Origin of the sequence: Microcoleus sp. B9-D4, from assembly GCF_036705105.1 — a bacterium.
Classification (GTDB): domain Bacteria; phylum Cyanobacteriota; class Cyanobacteriia; order Cyanobacteriales; family Microcoleaceae; genus Microcoleus.
Window position 1 is genome coordinate 21,045 of sequence record NZ_JAUBTS010000068.1, and the last position, 16,008, is coordinate 37,052.

The window sequence follows — 16,008 nt, forward strand, 5'->3', positions numbered from 1 at the left end:
ATCTTGCCTGTTCCCTCCCACAAAAGATGAATTTTCATCTTGTGGAACAGGCATCTTGCCTGTTCCCTCCCACAAAAGATGAATTTTCATCTTGTGGAACAGGCATCTTGCCTGTTCCCTCCCACAAAAAATGAATTTTCATCTTGTGGAACAGGCATCTTGCCTGTTCCCTCCCACAAAAGATGCCCGTGCCACAAAAGATGAAGTTTATTCTTGTGGATCAGGCATCTTGCCTGTTCCCTTCCACAAGAAATGAAGTTTATTCTTGTGGAACAGGCATCTTGCCTGTTGCTAAAAGGCTGATTAAAAATCCTTCAAGATTTCAGTTAAACCAGACATTTACGAAAATCCTCTCGCAACTGATTTTCGTTTAAATTGCGACCGATGAATACAAGCTCGTTTTTCCGAGTTTCTGTAGCTTTCCAAGGTCGATCCGGTCTGCCATCGAACAACATATGCACTCCTTGAAAAACAAATCTGTTGTTTTCTCCGGCCATATTCAAAATGCCTTTGCTCCGAAAGATATTCGTGCCTTGAGTTCGCAACAATTCGCCGACCCAATCGCTAAATTTGTTGCCATCAATAGCACCAGATTCTACTATTGCTACTGAGGTAACAGTTTCGTCATGTTCGTGAGTATGTTCGCCCAAAAAATCGGGTTCTATTTCTAATGCCCGGTTCAAATCAAATGCTTTGACGCCCAACAAAGCATCCATTTGTAATTCAGCGTTGTGAGTACGGTAAATTTTTGCCATTGCATTCATGGCGCGAATTCGCTTTTCTAATTCTCCCAATTCTTCCTCAGCCACTAAATCTGTTTTGTTTAGTAAAACTACATCGGCGAAGGCAATTTGCTCTTGAGCTTCGTCTGCGTCCCAGTGCTGCCAGATGTGCTTGGCATCGACTACAGTGACAACTGCATCTAGCATTAATGTGTCCCGCATATCTTCGTCTACAAAAAATGTCTGAATGACGGGTGCGGGGTCGGCTAAACCTGTGGTTTCGATGACTATGTGGTCGAATTTGTCTCGCCGCTTCATCAAGTTACCGATAATCCGAATTAAATCGCCTCGGACTGTACAGCAAATGCAGCCGTTGTTCATCTCAAAAATTTCTTCGTCGGCATCAATTATCAGTTGGTTGTCGATGCCTACTTCGCCGAATTCGTTGACGATGACTGCAACTTTTTTGCCGTGTTCCTCTGTTAAAATGCGGTTCAGTAGCGTAGTTTTGCCTGCACCCAGATAGCCCGTGAGAACGGTAACAGGAACTGATTCGATCGCCCCAGCAGTCACCATACTTGACCTCGATTATTGTACAATGATAACCATTATCGCTATTGTACACCAGACCTGCTGGCAGCGCCCACAATATTAAATAATGTTAATAAATTGTTGGTGAGAGCTTGGAGGAGCGAGTTTTACCAATAATATTTGCTGCAATTCAAAATATCGATCGACCCGCCCCTCTCAGATGACAATTAGTTGTTAATCATAGCTGCAATTCGATCGCGCTCTAACTCTCTACCGATCAGCACTAATTTGGTTTGGCGGAGTTCGGAAGGTTGCCAAGGGCGATCGTAAAAATATTCTATCCGCGAACCCACACCTTGCAACACCATCCTCATCGGTTTCTTGGGAACCGCCACAAACCCTTTAATCCGATAGATTTCCTCCTGCTGCATCAAGGATTGCAGTTTTTTCACCAAAGCTTCAGGTTCAAATTCGCGATCGGCAATAAAGTAAGTCGAGTTAATATCATCATCGTGCTCGTGTTCCTCCTCAGTGTCGTGGTGACTCGGACGAGACTCCAAATCATCCTCAACCGCCGCATTAAATCCCATTAACACATCGGGGTTAATTTCGCCACCTTTGCAAGGCACAATTTTCACACTCGGACGCAACTCTTGCTGCAACCAGCTTTGGACTTTCTTGTGAGTTTCAGCATCTACGCGATCGACCTTCGTTAAAAGTACCATATCGGCACAGGCTAACTGGTCTTCAAACAATTCCTCGATCGGAGTTTCGTGATCTAAACTAGAATCGGCCTGCCGCTGTGCCATCAAAGCATCGATATCACCGACAAAAGTACCGCTAGCAATAGCTTCGCAATCGACAACAGCAACAACACCGTCTACAGTAGCACCCGTGCGAATTTCCGGCCAGCGAAAAGCTTGAATCAAAGGTTTAGGAAGTGCGAGGCCAGAAGTCTCAATTAAGATACAATCAATTTGTTCTCGGCGCTTCAACAATTCCTGCATAGTCGGCAAGAATTCCTCTTGAACAGTGCAGCAAAGACAACCATTTGTTAGTTCAACAATATTGCTGCTAACATTTTCTTCTTCGTCGCAAACTTGGCAATCGCGCAGCAGTTCTCCGTCAATTCCGATTTCGCCAAATTCGTTAACCAGAACAGCAATGCGGCGACCTTGATTATTTTGCAATAAGTGGCGAATTAAGGTAGTTTTGCCGCTACCGAGAAAACCAGTGATGACAGTAACAGGAATTTTGTGCATTGATAATTTTGTTGTTGTAGTGTGATTGAATATCTTTCAATTTTGGGTCAGGCAATTGCGGACAGAAAACTCGTTAAACCGACAGTCCGGCAGAGGTTTAAACCCCTGCCTCAAAGCGAAAGTCCTCTCAAGAGGACTAATGAGTTTAAAATTTTTATTCTCAGTCCTCTTTAGAGGACTTTCGCTATTAGCCAGGGACTTAAGTCCCTGGCGGATGGGTCGCCTTAGTTATCGGCGATGGGTAGAGCATGGTAACGAGAAAGGGTCTAATTTCCCAGTGGTGGAATCTTTGCTAAAACACCTTTTTTCAGAGCTTGAGGACGCTCTGACCAAGGCAACAAACCGTCCGGTTTAGCATAGTATTGACCCGCACATTCGAGTACAGCCGCGACGCTTTCCGACTCATTTGCAGGTAAATCGCCAAACAGATAAGTGTACTTTCCAACAGCAGCAAAAGACACCGCACAAGAGTGACTGCAAGCACTCATGCACTCAACCTCTTGAATCTCAAACTTATCAGAAAACTTCCAATTTTTAGCGAGTTGCGACAAATTTTCCATGAATTGTTGACCGCCGCTTTTACCTTCGCGCTTGCCGTTTTTCCAAACACTAGCACAAGCAGTGCAAACAAATAGACTGTGCTTTGTGCGTACAGCCGTGTTAATTCCATCCATCATCCGTACCTCGCAGATGCGTTCAAAAGTGAGTTAGATATCGGCGGGCATTCTGACTTGAAAAACCCCAAGGGTTTCATTACAGTTGCGGGACAGCGTCGGACTTGCACCGAACTTTCCCCGTTTCCTCTAGCGACTGCTCCCCGCTAGAACCGATCGCGAAATCACATCATACCGCACTTGCCGCCTTTTTTCAAAAAAGTTATGTTTGTAGGAGCGATCGTTTTGTTCGTAGTAAGGACTTTAGTCCTTATAAGATAACTGCTTCAGGACTAAAGTCCTTACTACCAACCATAGTAATTACCTATGAACGCTTTTCCTGACTTTTCCCAACATGGCTATCAAATAAGTCGCGAACTCGGATACAACAGTCTGGGCGGCCGCGTCACCTATCTCGCCACAAAAATTAACACTAAAAAATCCGTTGTAATTAAGCAATTTCAATTTGCTCAATTAGGTGCTAGCTGGGCCGAATACGAAGCTTACGAACAAGAAATTAAAGTTTTGCAAAATCTGGATCGTCCTGGCATCCCACGCTATCTCGATTCTTTCCAGACTGACAGCGGTTTCTGCATGGTGCAGGAATACAAAAATGCCGAATCTGCAGTCGCCCGGACTTTTTCGCCGCCGGATATCAAGCAAATTGCGATCGCAACTTTAGAAATTATAGCTTACCTGCAATCCCAGAAACCGCCCGTAATTCACCGCGACATCAAACCGGAAAACTTGTTAATCGACGAAGAGTTAAATGTTTACTTAGTAGACTTCGGTTTTGCGCGCTTGGGATGCGGAAACATTGCCGCCAGCAGCGTTGTCAAAGGCACGATGGGATTTATGCCACCCGAACAAATGTTCAACCGAGAATTAACCAAAGCCTCGGATCTTTACGGCTTGGGGATAACGCTGATTTGCTTGTTAACTGGTACGAAATCTGCGGATGTCGGTAATTTAGTTGATGCCAATTATGGCATTCATTTCCGGCATTTAGTACCGCCGTTGCAGCAAGGTTGGATGAATTGGCTGGAAAGGATGGTAGCGCCGAGAATTCAAGATAGATATCAGTCGGCGGCTGATGCTTTAGCTGCGCTACAATCTTTGGATGTCAGCAGCTTGCCGAAAGTGAGAATTGAGCGCGATCGCATTCAATTCACTGCTACTGAATATGGAGAAATCTTAACACAAACTATTGCAATTAGCAACCCAATTCCCGATACAATTTTAACAGGAAGATGGGAAGTTGCGCCGCATCCGAACGATCCGCCCCACACGCCCTACGACCACTCTTGGATCTCCTTTGAACCGCAGGCATTTGAAAGCAATAATATCGAGTGCACAATCGCCGTCGATACGAGCAAATTGCTGGCCAGTCAAACTTACAACCGCCAAATCATCTTGCGCGCAAATTCTGAACCCCAAACTCATACAATAGAATTGCAAGCTACAACAGCCCCGCTGCCCGTACCGCAAAAAACTAATTCTTTTTCTGCATACAGGCTGACTTTTATGTGCGGCTTTATTTTAGCAGGTTTAATGTCCGAGTTGATCTTCCACTTAACTTGGTTCATTTTGTTAATTTTGTTAGGTTTGATATATTCCTTGATTGAGGGCGAAGTAACTTTACTGGGAGCATTAGGAGGGAGCCTTATAGCCGCCTTAATTCTAGCAATGGCATCCTTGATTTACAAAATAGTTCATTTGATGTTTAACCATGTGATTGACGAGCAGAGATCCAGACAAATTATTGAAGTAGATGCTGCCCAAATAGCCTTTCTTTGTGCCGGATTTTGTATGAGTCTTGGATTATTATTTTACCTGTTTTTAAAAGTCGGTAGTCAATTAGAATGGGTTGAACCCATGGAAATGATAGCTGTAGGAGGAACGATAATGGTATCTTTAGTAGTTACTGCAATTCCTTTGTTTGAAATGAGTGTTTTTAAATCAAAAAGAATCCTTGCCCACTATCACAAATCCGAACCCAATTTAATTAAACCGTAAACAACTGAACTCTCGTTCGCGAGTTCTTAAGCTCGCACTACTGACAACTATCAACTATCAACTCCCAACAGTCAACTATCAACCATAAACTATCAACTATCAACTGTTTACCTATGAATGCTTTTCCTGACTTTTCCAACTACGGCTATCAAATAACCCGCGAACTCGGACACAATCGCGCTGGCGGTAGAGTTACTTATCTCGCTACCGAAATTAATACCAAACGTTCCGTCGCCGTCAAACAATTTCAATTTGCCCAAACAGGCGCTAATTGGGCTCAATATCAAGCGTGCGAACAAGAAATTAAAATTTTGCGAGAACTCGACTATCCTAGCATTCCCCGCTATTTAGATTCCTTCCCAACTGCATCGGGTTTCTGCATGGTGCAAGAATACAAAGATTCCCCTTCCTTGGCAAATTCTAACCGCTGGAAACCCGAACAAATCAAGCAAATTGCTATCTCTGTTTTAGAAATACTCAAATACCTGCAAAATCGGGTTCCGCCAGTCATCCACAGAGATTTAAAACCCGAAAATATCTTAGTAAATGACCGGATGAATGTCAGCCTTGTCGATTTCGGATTTGCTAGAATCGGCGGGGGAGAAGTGGCGGCCAGCAGCGTTGTGAAAGGCACTTTGGGCTTTATGCCGCCAGAACAAATGTTCAATCGGCAGCTAACTGTTGCATCGGATTTATACAGTCTCGGCGCGACGCTAATTTGCTTGCTAATCGGCATCAATTCTACCGAAATTGGCAGCTTGATGGACGATACGGGGCGGATTAATTTTAAAAATCGCTTGCCGCAGCTAACTCCAGAGTTTCTTGACTGGCTGCAAAAAATGGTGGAACCCAATTTCAAACACCGCTATCCTTTCGCAGATGCTGCCCTCAATGCTTTGATTCCCCTAGAGGTAGTTCAGCCGCGTAACAAGTCAAAAATCGCACTGATATCAGTCCGATTATTAACAGCAATTGCTGCTATTTTTATTCCTTTGCTGTTTCCTTGGCTGTGGAAATTTTCCGAACCTCAAACAGCAGTCGATCTCAAACTAATAATCAACGCAGTAAAGTTAAATCCTCAGACTCAAGTGATGTTAACTGACGAACTAGAATCGAAAAAAACTAGAGATGTTTGGTCTTTGAAACAACACAATAAAGTCTATTTTGCTGTCAGTGCTACTAAGTTGCTAGAGGGAAAATATAGAGGTTATTGTAAGGTTGTCAACTCTCAAGGCAACTTTGCAGCCCAGAGTCAATCTTATTTAAAAACGACGGGCAATCGATTAAATACTTGGTGCTGGTACAATTTTCAAAAAGATGACAAACCGGGCAATTGGCAGTTTCAATTTTACTTAGACGGTCAAAAAGTGACGCAAAAGAGTTTCAAGGTTTTACCTTAACCTTGTTCCGGGCTGGCAGTGAATTTCTTTGCCGTCAAAAGTTGGGGGACTCCAAGTTTCTGCATAACGTGCGTTCTCGCGATCGCTCTCGCATACAGCAGTAATAGTTTTTATTATATTGCTACCCTTTTCTTTGTAAGCAAATACTGCGCCAGTGTAGGATTTATCGGGGTTCCTATCAGTAGGTTTGGCGATCGCGATCGCGCTTTCAAATTGTGCTGGTTCGCGGTGATTGTGCAAAGTTTGAACCGGGCCCATTGATGAGACCATCGTGTAATTATAGTTCTCGGTCTGTTCTTTAATTCCCAGACCCAATTTTGCAATGGAATCGCTAAATAGACCGTATTCTGCATAGTAAGCTTGCTGCGCTCTATTGATGCTTGAAATATATTGTAGGGCTTCATAAAATTCCTTACCCGTTGACGGGAACGAGGGCAGGACGATCGTATTGAGTTGGAAATTGTACCATGACGCCAGGATGCCAGCCATAACCGCGCTGTAAATTGCAATCCTCGGCAGCAAACTGGATACTGGCAATCTCGATTTTTTACTGGCTTTAGCTACATTGACTGACATTTTTTTAACTGTCATAAAGTAAATTTGCCAAGCTTGTAGGGTGCGCCACAAGCACCCTACAGATTACAAATTAGGCAGTTTCGTGCTGTTTGTGCCATGCGGGATGCCACAGCAATTCAGCAGTCGATCGCTTCTCAACCATTTCAGGAGTAATCATACAGTTAGCCACATCCTTGCGAGAAGGCAACTCGTACATCACATCCAGCATTAACTCCTCTAAAATGCTGCGAAGAGCTCTCGCGCCAGTTTTGCGACGATAGGCCTCCTGGGCGATCGCCCGTAGCGCTTCCGGCTGGAATTCCAATTCCACGCTGTCCATCTTCAACAGCTTTTGATACTGCTTCACCAGCGCATTCCGGGGCTCAGTCAATATCTGCATCAAAGCTGCTTCATCCAGCGGCGAAATCACCGTTACCACCGGAATCCGCCCCACAAACTCCGGGATCAAACCAAACTTGACTAAATCGTCCGGCTGTACCTGCTGCAAAATATCAGCGGCCCGCTTGTCTTTCGCCGGCAAAGTCGAGTTGCTGTCGCTTTCTGTTGGCTGAATAAAGCCCAAGGATTTTTTACCCAAACGCTGTTCAACTATTTTTTCCAAACCGACAAAAGCACCGCCACAAATAAATAGAATTTTGCTAGTGTCAACTTGAATAAAATCTTGGTAAGGATGTTTGCGGCCGCCTTGCGGGGGCACGTTAACCACTGTTCCTTCCAACATTTTTAGCAGCGCTTGCTGCACTCCTTCTCCTGATACATCCCTAGTGATCGAAGTGTTTTCGCTTTTGCGAGCAATCTTGTCAATTTCATCAATATAAATAATGCCCCGCTGCGCCGATTCCACATCAAAATCGGACATTTGCAACAGCCGCAGCAAGATATTTTCTACATCGTCGCCGACATATCCAGCTTCTGTCAGTGTCGTCGCATCCGCTACCGCAAAGGGAACTTCGAGCATTTGCGCCAAACTTTGCGCTAACAAAGTTTTGCCACAACCTGTGGGCCCGACTAGGAGGATGTTGGATTTTTGCAGTTCTACATCGCTGTCAGGGGAAGACTTCTCGCTATCTTTAGCTTGGTCAACGCTCAAGCGCTTGTAGTGGTTATAAACTGCTACAGAAAGGACTTTTTTTGCTGAATGCTGGCCGATGACGTGGTTGTCTAAATGCTGCTTAATTTCTGTCGGTTTCGGAATTTGAGCTAAAACAATTTTCGATTTATTCGATCGACCCGGACGCCGCGTTCCTTGTCCCTGAGACTCTCGCACCTCTGACTGGGGAATCTGTTGACCAATTGTTTTACTGGAGTCAAAGAACTCCTCCTCTAAAATTTCATTGCACAGTTCCACGCATTCATCGCAAATGTATACGCCGGGCCCAGCTATTAACTTGCGGACGTACTCTTGCGACTTGCCGCAAAAGGAGCATCTGAGATGGGAGTCATATTTTGACATATTTGCCTCTTAATTTACGGTTGCGGTTGCTTGTTTCGACTGGGGAAGTTGCCGCGGGAGCGACCTTAGCTTTGCCCTAGAAGGGTTTCCCGATCAGACACCCAAGCCAGTCAAGCTTCGCGATCTCTATTTCTAAGTTAACACTTTTGAGGCTTTAGTCATTAGTCATGAGTCATTCGAGCAAATTTGAATTTTTCATTTTCACTTGAAAATAAAGCCGCACGGGCTTACCATTTTTTGTATTCCAAAAATTTTCCCGACATAATTATTTTCACTCGATCGCCTTTTGGGTCTGCTTCTTTCTCGACATCCAAAGTAAAGTCGATCGCGCTCATAATCCCGTCACCAAATTTTTCCTGAATCACTGCTTTGAGCGGCATCCCGTAAACCTGGATAATTTCATAGAAACGATAAATCAGGGGGTCAACCGGAACCGAGGCCTCCAAAGAACCTTTTAACGGAGGTTCACAGAGAACCGCAGCCGTCTCGCTATCTAGTCCCAAAGCCGAGACAATTTTCTGGGCTTCATCTTCTGATGCGGTAGCTTGACGGTAAATAACCGCCGCAATCCAAACTTCGTCGCGCCCCAAAACTTTTTCCAAATCTGCAAAACTAATTCCCTTAGCTTTTTTAGCGGCCAAAAGCTTTTCTGTAATTCCTGAAATTGCCATTAAATATTCTCCCCTTCACTTCAGTGTCAGATGTGAAACTTGTCTCACATTTTGGTTATTTTGTCAATACTAAGTTGAGAAAAAAAATCGAATTGATAGCTCGGAACTTCAGCAAAAGCTGGTCTCGTCAACCCCCACAACTCATACAATTTGAGATTTGAGATTGGAAATGTTAGATTGGCAATGACTGATGACTACCAGGGTTGAGAGCTAGTCAACAGTTGCATTCTTTTTTCCAACTGGTATCACAACTGACACAACTGATAAATCCTAAAATAACTCATAACTGCCCTGTGGCAATGGTACAGTTGGCAGTATATGTAATAAAAGTTACACACGCAAAGGCATTCGGCATTCGGCAAACGGCTGAATTTTGATCGTGCTAGCCTGAAGCTCAATCCTCGCTCACGCAGCCAAAGCCCCTTTACCACTCAAAACCGGCAACTGACAAAAGTATGGAGATTCAGACCAAAAATTACACGATGCAGTACGATCGGGCTACGCAAACAGTCACCTGTAGCGGAGCGTTCCGACTCAGCCAGGTGGAAGAATACGCACCGATCGTCGATCTGCTCAACGAAGTGGCTGACTCCTCGCCAAACACGGTGACTCTAGACTTGCGAAAGCTAGAATTTTTAAATAGTTCTGGAATTAATATTTTCTCAAAATTTGTGATCAAAGTGCGCCAGCAAAAAAATATTCAAATCGCCATCAAAGGTTCTAAACAGATCCCCTGGCAGATAAAATCCCTGAAAAACTTGCAGCGGCTGATGCCTTCCTTGCACTTAGAATTGGAATAGTAGCGAACCAGGTAAAGATGAATCCCCGGCTAAGTCCGAGAACCAGGATCGGGGTGGCTGAAGTTAATCGGAATAAGTCATAGTTAAACTAGCACAAAACCATAAAAAACTTCAGAACCGACTAAAATTTACCAATTTTCAATTGCTATGCAGGAAGAACCATCGACAGAACAGCTACTTTTCGACGTTCAGCGGCTGAGTGCGGAACTTGAAAACTTGAAGCGCGAAAAGGTTGACCTAGAACTTTTGCTGGAGACTACCACCGAACATTCAGATACGATGGAAGCTCACTTGCTGAGCAAAGCTCAGTTGGCGCTGCGTTCAAGCGAAGAGCAGTTTCGGGCGATCGCCTCGGCAACTCCCGTGCCGGTATTAGTTTCTCGCCTCTGTGACGGCTTAATTATGTATGCGAACGCTCAATTGGCTTCTCTCCTGAACATACCCCTAGAAAAATTGATCGGCTGCAGCACTCCAGACTTTTACTTTAACCCCGCCGATCGCCCAAAGGTACTTGAGGCACTTGCTAAGGACGGATACCTCCAAAACTACGAACTCCACTGTAAAAAATCAGACGGCACCGCTTTCTGGGCGATGATCTCGGTTCAGTCGCTGGTGTTTAACGGCGAGCCGACAGCATTGTGCGCCTTGTACGACCTCACCCAGCGCAAGGAAGCAGAACAAACCCTCCAAGAGAGCGAAAAGCGGCTCCGCCGCCAGAGTTTGGCTTTGTTGCAGCTAGGTAGGCAGAGGACTCTCAACAGCGGTGCGCTGAATGTGGGAATTCGCGAAATTACCGAGGCTGCTGCCCGGACTTTGGATGTGGAAAAAGTCAGCGTCTGGCTTTACAACCATGGAAGATTTGGAAATCGCTACCCCAGCGATCCCCAGCTAAATTTTACGGAGAGAGTGCTCGCCCACAACCAAACAGAGCCGCTCGATACAGAGGCCACGGCCTCAGAGCAACACGAGGGGGTTAATCATTCTAAGTTTAAAATCCCCAACCTCAAATTAGTTTGTCTCGACTTGTACGATCGCACCCAAGAGAATCATTTGAGCCGGGAGTCCATATCGGCAAGCGATTTAAATTTATCAAGTTTAGATGTTGAAGGCGACACACCGGGCGAAAATTTGCGATCGGACAATGCTTTAGAACCTACGACAAAGACTCAAAATTCTCTACAAACAAATTTGTCCCATTCATCTTCGCTAGCCGAACATTCCGCTGTGCTGCCAAATGCCAGCAAGCCCAATTCATCCATATTAAATGTAGCAATTAGGCTCGGTGGGCAGATCGTGGGCATCCTCTCTCTCGAACATATCGGCGCGCCCCGCCAGTGGGCTCTGGAGGAGCGCACCTTCGCTGATTCTTTGGCAAATTTGGTAGCGCTGGCGATCGAAGGATTTGAGCGCCAGCGGGCTCAGGAAGCACTCTCCAAAGCCAAAGCGCAGCTAGAAATGACCGTCGATCAGCGCACCACTCAACTCACCACTGCCAATAAACTGCTCCGCATCGAAATTGCCGAGCGCAAAAGAGCCGAAATAGCCTTGCAAGAAGCCTTACACAAAGCTGAAGCAGCTTCGAGAGCTAAAAGCACTTTTTTAGCCAATATGAGCCACGAGCTGCGGACGCCGCTCAACGCGATTATCGGTTACAGCGAAATGCTACAAGAAGAAGCACGGGAATCAGGACTCGAAGAGATCATTCCCGATACCCAAAAAATTTATAACGCCGGCAAACACTTGCTGACTTTAATTAACGATATTCTAGACCTTTCTAAGATAGAAGCCGGTCGGATGGAGCTTTATTTAGAAAAATTTGACCTCTGTAATTTAATAGAAGAAGTCGTTGCAACTTTGCACCCTTTGGTCGAAAAAAATCACAATCAATTGCAAGTTTCTTGCTCTGAGAATTTGGGAGTGATGTATGCAGATTTGACTAAAGTCCGGCAAATTCTGTTCAATTTGCTCTCGAATGCCCTGAAGTTTACCGAAGGTGGAACGGTGCTGTTGAGCGCGACTCGCGAACCAGCCGGCGACAGCGATTGGGTTTATTTGCAGGTATCTGATACGGGGATTGGAATGTCGGCCGAACAGCAGCAGGGTTTGTTTCAACCTTTTATTCAAGGGGACGCTTCGACTACTCGCAAGTACGGCGGCACAGGTTTAGGATTGGCCATTAGCCGCTTGTTTTGCCAGATGATGGGCGGGGATATCACTGTTGAGAGTCAGTTGGATGTTGGCTCTACTTTTACGGTTCATTTAAAGGCCAAAGTTGATATTAGTTAGAAGCAAATGAGGCAACTAGCAATGTAGGGGATTTAAGGGATTTAATGGGTGGGGGTTTGGCCAGGAATTGTGTACCGGATTTAACGGATTTAACGGATGGCAAAAGATGGAATAATTCCCCAATTACCACTTCCCCGATTACCAATTAACCATTACCAATTACCCATTACCTTTTTAATTGTGACACCGATCGCGATCAACCTCTGTTGTGGATCACACAGTAGCATTTTTTTTCAGCCTAGAATACCTATATCATTCCAAGATTGTGCTGCAGGCACGATCGGGGGCCTCGCTGCATTCACAAGTCCCACCTCAACCTAATTAAGGCGGTGGGGGGTTGCTTCCAGAAAGGCAATTTGGTAAAAGTAATGCTATGGTCGCGAAGCAGTAGAAGGCAAAATTTAACAGGAAATCAGGAAGTTTCAAAAGTCTCTGGACGCAGAAACACAATTCTGCTTTTTGCCTTCATACTGCTTCTACGGGCGAGATAGCACTGCTGCTGAAAGCAATGCACAATTTCTCAGAATCAAAGGAGTGCATCTACATGATTAAACCTTGCAGTCAACCGCTAAAAATAAACCCTTTTACTTGTTATCGCGATCCGGCTACAGGCAGGTGGACTACTGTAGTTACAACTGTTCAGAACCCTTGCGAAACAGACTCTAGTTTAAAAGCAGAAGCCGAAACCGAAAACGAAGGTAAAGCAGAAACGATCCTTTCTGCTTCGCCTGCTGTTTCGGTGTCGAAAAAAGTCCTTTCTTTCTCCTTGCCTCAGTTTAAACACCGTGCCAAAAAATCTGCTGTTAGTGTCAGCAGGTAGCTATCGCAGGGGTCTAATCTAGTTTCCACGGTTAGTCCCCGACGATCGTCAAACCAAACAAAACAAACTTATCCATAGCCTAAACTGCCAAAAAGCGATATACTAGCAGCAAACTTTCTCCTTCAATATCCGTGAAGTATTTGCTCGATCGCTGCCTCCACTTTGTATGGACAGACCGACCAATTCGCCAGCGGGGAACAATCATCGTTGCTATCCCCATTATTTTTCTGTTTGCTTCGCTGCTAGCAATTGCAAGCCTCCGGCAGATTACCATACAGATAAGAGAGCGAGCAGATACTAATAGGGCAATACTTCAGGAAACTAACCGCTTGTTAACCCTCGTGGTGGATGCGGAAACGGGCATTCGAGGTTACGGGTTGACGAAGCGCCGCACATTTCTCTCACCCTACTTAGAAGCCAAGAATAGTTTGCCTCCGCTGCTGGCGGAACTCAAGGTTATGGTTCAAGCAAACAAACTGCAAGCTCAGCGATTTGAAGATATAAAAAAAAGTACCGAACAGCATATAAATTTCTTGCAAAACACTTTGAATAAGCTCGACAGTTCGGCAACAATCGTGCAGTCGCCGGAAATAATTGAGGTGTTCACTCAAGGCAAATTGAGGAGGGATAACCTGCGTGCAAAAATTAATGTATTTTCTAATGCCGGCGAAGCCTACCAGAAAGCTCTAGATCAGCAAAGACGGGGTTTGATAGATTTCACTAATTTTGTGCAAGTTGCTGGTTTGCTTTTCGGCTGTTTGGGCGCAGGAGCTTCCTGGTATTTATTTGATAGTTTAGAGAAGGAATTGAGGAAGCGGGAAGCAGGCTTGGAAGAAAGTAAAAGTCGCATTCAAGCTGTGGTAGACAATGCGGCTGACGGGATTATTACTTTGGACGCACGGGGAAATATTGAGTCTTTTAATAGGGCGGCAGAAAAGATTTTTGGCGAGAAAGCCGATCGAATAATTGGCTCTAACCTGCGGCGACTGATAGCTCAACCGCAGCCGTACAGCAGCGTGGGGGATTATTCGGTAGAATATTTTGTGTTACATCCAGATACTACGCTGAAGACTTACCAGCAAGAAACAGTTGGAATTCGCCACGACGGAACTAAGTTTCCGATGGAGTTAGCTATCAGCGAAATGCGTCTGGCAAATCAACACTTGTTTATTGCGATTTGCCGCGATGCCAGAAGACGCAAAGAAGCCGAGGAAACTCTGCGAAAGCAAGCGCAAATGCTGGATTTGGCAAACGATACGATCGCGGTACTAGACTTGAATGGGGCGATTTCTTATTGGAATTTGGGGGCGAAGTGGCTCTACGGGTGGCGGAAGTCGCAAGCAGTAGGAAAAAACATTCACAAGCTTTTACAAACAGAATGGGCCCAACCTTTTGAGGTAATTCAAAAAGTATTTTTCGAGAAGGGTTCTTGGCAAGGAGAACTGGTGCGAACTAAGAAAGACGGGACAAAAATAACGGTGGCAAGCCGATGGACTTTGCAGTACGACGATCAAGATCAACCGATCGCTATTTTGGAAATCAGCAACGATATTAGCGATCGCAAACGCTCAGAAATTGCTTTAGCCCAAAGCGCCCAGCGGTTTCGCGCTACTTTTGAGCAGGCGGCAGTCGGCATGGTTCAAGCGAGTGTGGAAGGCAAATTTCTGTTAGTCAATCAAAAACTTTGCGAAATTTTAGGCTACAGCTGCCAAGAATTGCTGGAGAAAAGATTTCAGGAGATTACTTGGCATGGAGATTTGGCAAGTGAACTGGAACTTTTGCGCCAATTGTTAGCAGCAGAAATTGAAAATTACTCTCTGGAAAAGCGCTACATCCGCAAAGACGGAGAGTTGGTGTGGGCAAACTTGACGGTTTCGCTGCTGCGAGAAGAAAATGGCACTCAATTTCTGATGAGTGTGGTTGAAGATATTAGGGATCGCAAACAAGCGCAGGAATCGCTGCGGTTGCGCGCTCAAGAATTGAGGTTGACAGCCCAAAATCTGGCTCAAACGACGAATGTTTTAAGAAAGCGGAATCAAGAATTAGACCAGTTTGCTTATGTAGTTTCTCACGATTTGAAAGCGCCACTCAGGGCGATCGCCAATCTCAGCAGTTGGATAGAAGAAGACCTCAGCGAGTCGATGACAGAGGATACTCTGCACCAAATGAATCTGCTGCGCGGCAGAGTTCACAGGATGGAAGGTTTGATTGAAGGACTGCTGCAATATTCCCGCGTCGGACGGATTCAAGTGCCTTCAGAAATGGTAAAAGTTGAGAATTTATTAGCCGAAATTATTGATTCGTTGGCGCCGCCGTCTGGATTTGAGGTGAAAGTTGAACCGGAAATGCCAACTTTTGTGGCAGAAAGATTGCTGTTGCAGCAGGTTTTTTCTAATTTAATTAGCAACGCAATTAAGCACAACCGAGCTGAATCGGGTCACGTAAACATATCCGTTAAAGAGTTAGATGATTTTTACGAGTTTTCTGTAGAGGATGACGGGCCGGGAATTGATCCTCAATATCACGATAAAGTTTTTGTGATTTTTCAGACCTTGGAAGCACGTGATAAAGTTGAAAATACTGGGATTGGTTTGTCGCTGGTGAAAAAAATTGTCGAAGGTCAAGGGGGCACTATTTCCCTAGAATCTGCCGAAGGTGAGGGAGCAACTTTTCGGTTTACTTGGCCGAAGCAACCTATTAGCCAAGACGGAAAATAAAACAACTCTCAAGGTAGGATGTTTAGGAATGAGAATTAAATAACTTCCACTCTTGAAAGTGGGATGGGCGTCCCGCCCGTCCTTTTTGGACGGGCGGGACG

Annotated in this window: 12 protein-coding genes and 1 riboswitch; of the genes, 6 read left to right on the forward strand and 6 right to left on the reverse strand. The window is 45.1% G+C overall.

What is annotated here, in order from left to right:
- Nucleotides 1-326 precede the first annotated feature (326 nt).
- From QUB24_RS28140 to QUB24_RS28150, 3 genes are all read right to left on the reverse strand, one after another.
- Nucleotides 327-1,298 carry a GTP-binding protein gene (locus QUB24_RS28140; RefSeq protein WP_333156890.1) on the reverse strand — a complete coding sequence of 324 codons (972 nt, stop codon included), beginning with the start codon at nucleotides 1,296-1,298 and terminating at the stop codon, nucleotides 327-329.
- Nucleotides 1,299-1,480: 182 nt separating this feature from the next.
- Complete coding sequence (gene cobW / locus QUB24_RS28145; protein ID WP_333156891.1) at nucleotides 1,481-2,515, reverse strand: cobalamin biosynthesis protein CobW; 1,035 nt, start codon at nucleotides 2,513-2,515, stop codon at nucleotides 1,481-1,483.
- A 266-nt stretch (nucleotides 2,516-2,781) separates the two neighbouring features.
- The gene (locus QUB24_RS28150; RefSeq protein ID WP_333156892.1) at nucleotides 2,782-3,192 is read right to left on the reverse strand and encodes a DUF1636 domain-containing protein; all 411 of its coding nucleotides are present in this window, start codon (nucleotides 3,190-3,192) and stop codon (nucleotides 2,782-2,784) included.
- A 22-nt stretch (nucleotides 3,193-3,214) separates the two neighbouring features.
- Nucleotides 3,215-3,361: riboswitch (cobalamin riboswitch) on the reverse strand.
- 134 nt (nucleotides 3,362-3,495) lie between these two features.
- Here QUB24_RS28150 and QUB24_RS28155 point away from each other — a divergent pair.
- Together QUB24_RS28155 and QUB24_RS28160 are read left to right on the forward strand one after the other, a co-directional pair.
- Nucleotides 3,496-5,184, forward strand: a complete 1,689-nt coding sequence (locus tag QUB24_RS28155; RefSeq protein WP_333156893.1) for a serine/threonine-protein kinase — start codon at nucleotides 3,496-3,498, stop codon at nucleotides 5,182-5,184.
- Nucleotides 5,185-5,297: 113 nt separating this feature from the next.
- Nucleotides 5,298-6,584 carry a protein kinase domain-containing protein gene (locus tag QUB24_RS28160; protein WP_333156894.1) on the forward strand — a complete coding sequence of 429 codons (1,287 nt, stop codon included), beginning with the start codon at nucleotides 5,298-5,300 and terminating at the stop codon, nucleotides 6,582-6,584.
- On the opposite strand, the gene QUB24_RS28165 is transcribed toward QUB24_RS28160, so the two are convergent.
- The 3 genes from QUB24_RS28165 to cynS form a co-directional block, all read right to left on the reverse strand.
- Nucleotides 6,576-7,175 (reverse strand): type IV pilin-like G/H family protein, encoded by a 600-nt coding sequence (locus QUB24_RS28165; protein ID WP_333156895.1) that lies wholly within the window; start codon nucleotides 7,173-7,175, stop codon nucleotides 6,576-6,578. The genes QUB24_RS28160 and QUB24_RS28165 overlap by 9 nt on opposite strands.
- Nucleotides 7,176-7,230: 55 nt before the next feature.
- Nucleotides 7,231-8,613: an ATP-dependent protease ATP-binding subunit ClpX gene (clpX, locus tag QUB24_RS28170; protein ID WP_333156896.1), complete on the reverse strand. Its 1,383-nt coding sequence runs from the start codon at nucleotides 8,611-8,613 to the stop codon at nucleotides 7,231-7,233.
- 227 nt (nucleotides 8,614-8,840) lie between these two features.
- Nucleotides 8,841-9,284 carry a cyanase gene (cynS, locus tag QUB24_RS28175; RefSeq protein WP_333156897.1) on the reverse strand — a complete coding sequence of 148 codons (444 nt, stop codon included), beginning with the start codon at nucleotides 9,282-9,284 and terminating at the stop codon, nucleotides 8,841-8,843.
- Between the two features lie 455 nt (nucleotides 9,285-9,739).
- On the opposite strand from cynS, the gene QUB24_RS28180 reads away from it, so the two are divergent.
- From QUB24_RS28180 to QUB24_RS28195, 4 genes are all read left to right on the forward strand, one after another.
- On the forward strand, nucleotides 9,740-10,084 hold the full coding sequence (locus QUB24_RS28180) for a slr1659 superfamily regulator (RefSeq protein ID WP_333156898.1): 345 nt from the start codon (nucleotides 9,740-9,742) through the stop codon (nucleotides 10,082-10,084).
- A 147-nt stretch (nucleotides 10,085-10,231) separates the two neighbouring features.
- On the forward strand, nucleotides 10,232-12,370 hold the full coding sequence (locus tag QUB24_RS28185) for a PAS domain-containing sensor histidine kinase (protein WP_445300441.1): 2,139 nt from the start codon (nucleotides 10,232-10,234) through the stop codon (nucleotides 12,368-12,370).
- A gap of 544 nt (nucleotides 12,371-12,914) precedes the next feature.
- The gene (locus QUB24_RS28190) at nucleotides 12,915-13,190 is read left to right on the forward strand and encodes a hypothetical protein (RefSeq protein WP_333156899.1); all 276 of its coding nucleotides are present in this window, start codon (nucleotides 12,915-12,917) and stop codon (nucleotides 13,188-13,190) included.
- Between the two features lie 131 nt (nucleotides 13,191-13,321).
- A complete protein-coding gene (locus tag QUB24_RS28195; protein WP_333156901.1) occupies nucleotides 13,322-15,907 on the forward strand; it encodes a PAS domain S-box protein in 2,586 nt (861 codons plus the stop codon).
- Nucleotides 15,908-16,008: the final 101 nt, after the last annotated feature.

Coding starts and splice junctions, on each gene's coding strand:
- QUB24_RS28140 (WP_333156890.1), bottom strand. CDS start 1,298: ATGGTGACTGCTGGGGCGATCGAATCAGTTCCTGTTACCGTTCTCACG.
- cobW (WP_333156891.1), bottom strand. CDS start 2,515: ATGCACAAAATTCCTGTTACTGTCATCACTGGTTTTCTCGGTAGCGGC.
- QUB24_RS28150 (WP_333156892.1), bottom strand. CDS start 3,192: ATGATGGATGGAATTAACACGGCTGTACGCACAAAGCACAGTCTATTT.
- QUB24_RS28155 (WP_333156893.1), top strand. CDS start 3,496: ATGAACGCTTTTCCTGACTTTTCCCAACATGGCTATCAAATAAGTCGC.
- QUB24_RS28160 (WP_333156894.1), top strand. CDS start 5,298: ATGAATGCTTTTCCTGACTTTTCCAACTACGGCTATCAAATAACCCGC.
- QUB24_RS28165 (WP_333156895.1), bottom strand. CDS start 7,175: ATGACAGTTAAAAAAATGTCAGTCAATGTAGCTAAAGCCAGTAAAAAA.
- clpX (WP_333156896.1), bottom strand. CDS start 8,613: ATGTCAAAATATGACTCCCATCTCAGATGCTCCTTTTGCGGCAAGTCG.
- cynS (WP_333156897.1), bottom strand. CDS start 9,284: ATGGCAATTTCAGGAATTACAGAAAAGCTTTTGGCCGCTAAAAAAGCT.
- QUB24_RS28180 (WP_333156898.1), top strand. CDS start 9,740: ATGGAGATTCAGACCAAAAATTACACGATGCAGTACGATCGGGCTACG.
- QUB24_RS28185 (WP_445300441.1), top strand. CDS start 10,232: ATGCAGGAAGAACCATCGACAGAACAGCTACTTTTCGACGTTCAGCGG.
- QUB24_RS28190 (WP_333156899.1), top strand. CDS start 12,915: ATGATTAAACCTTGCAGTCAACCGCTAAAAATAAACCCTTTTACTTGT.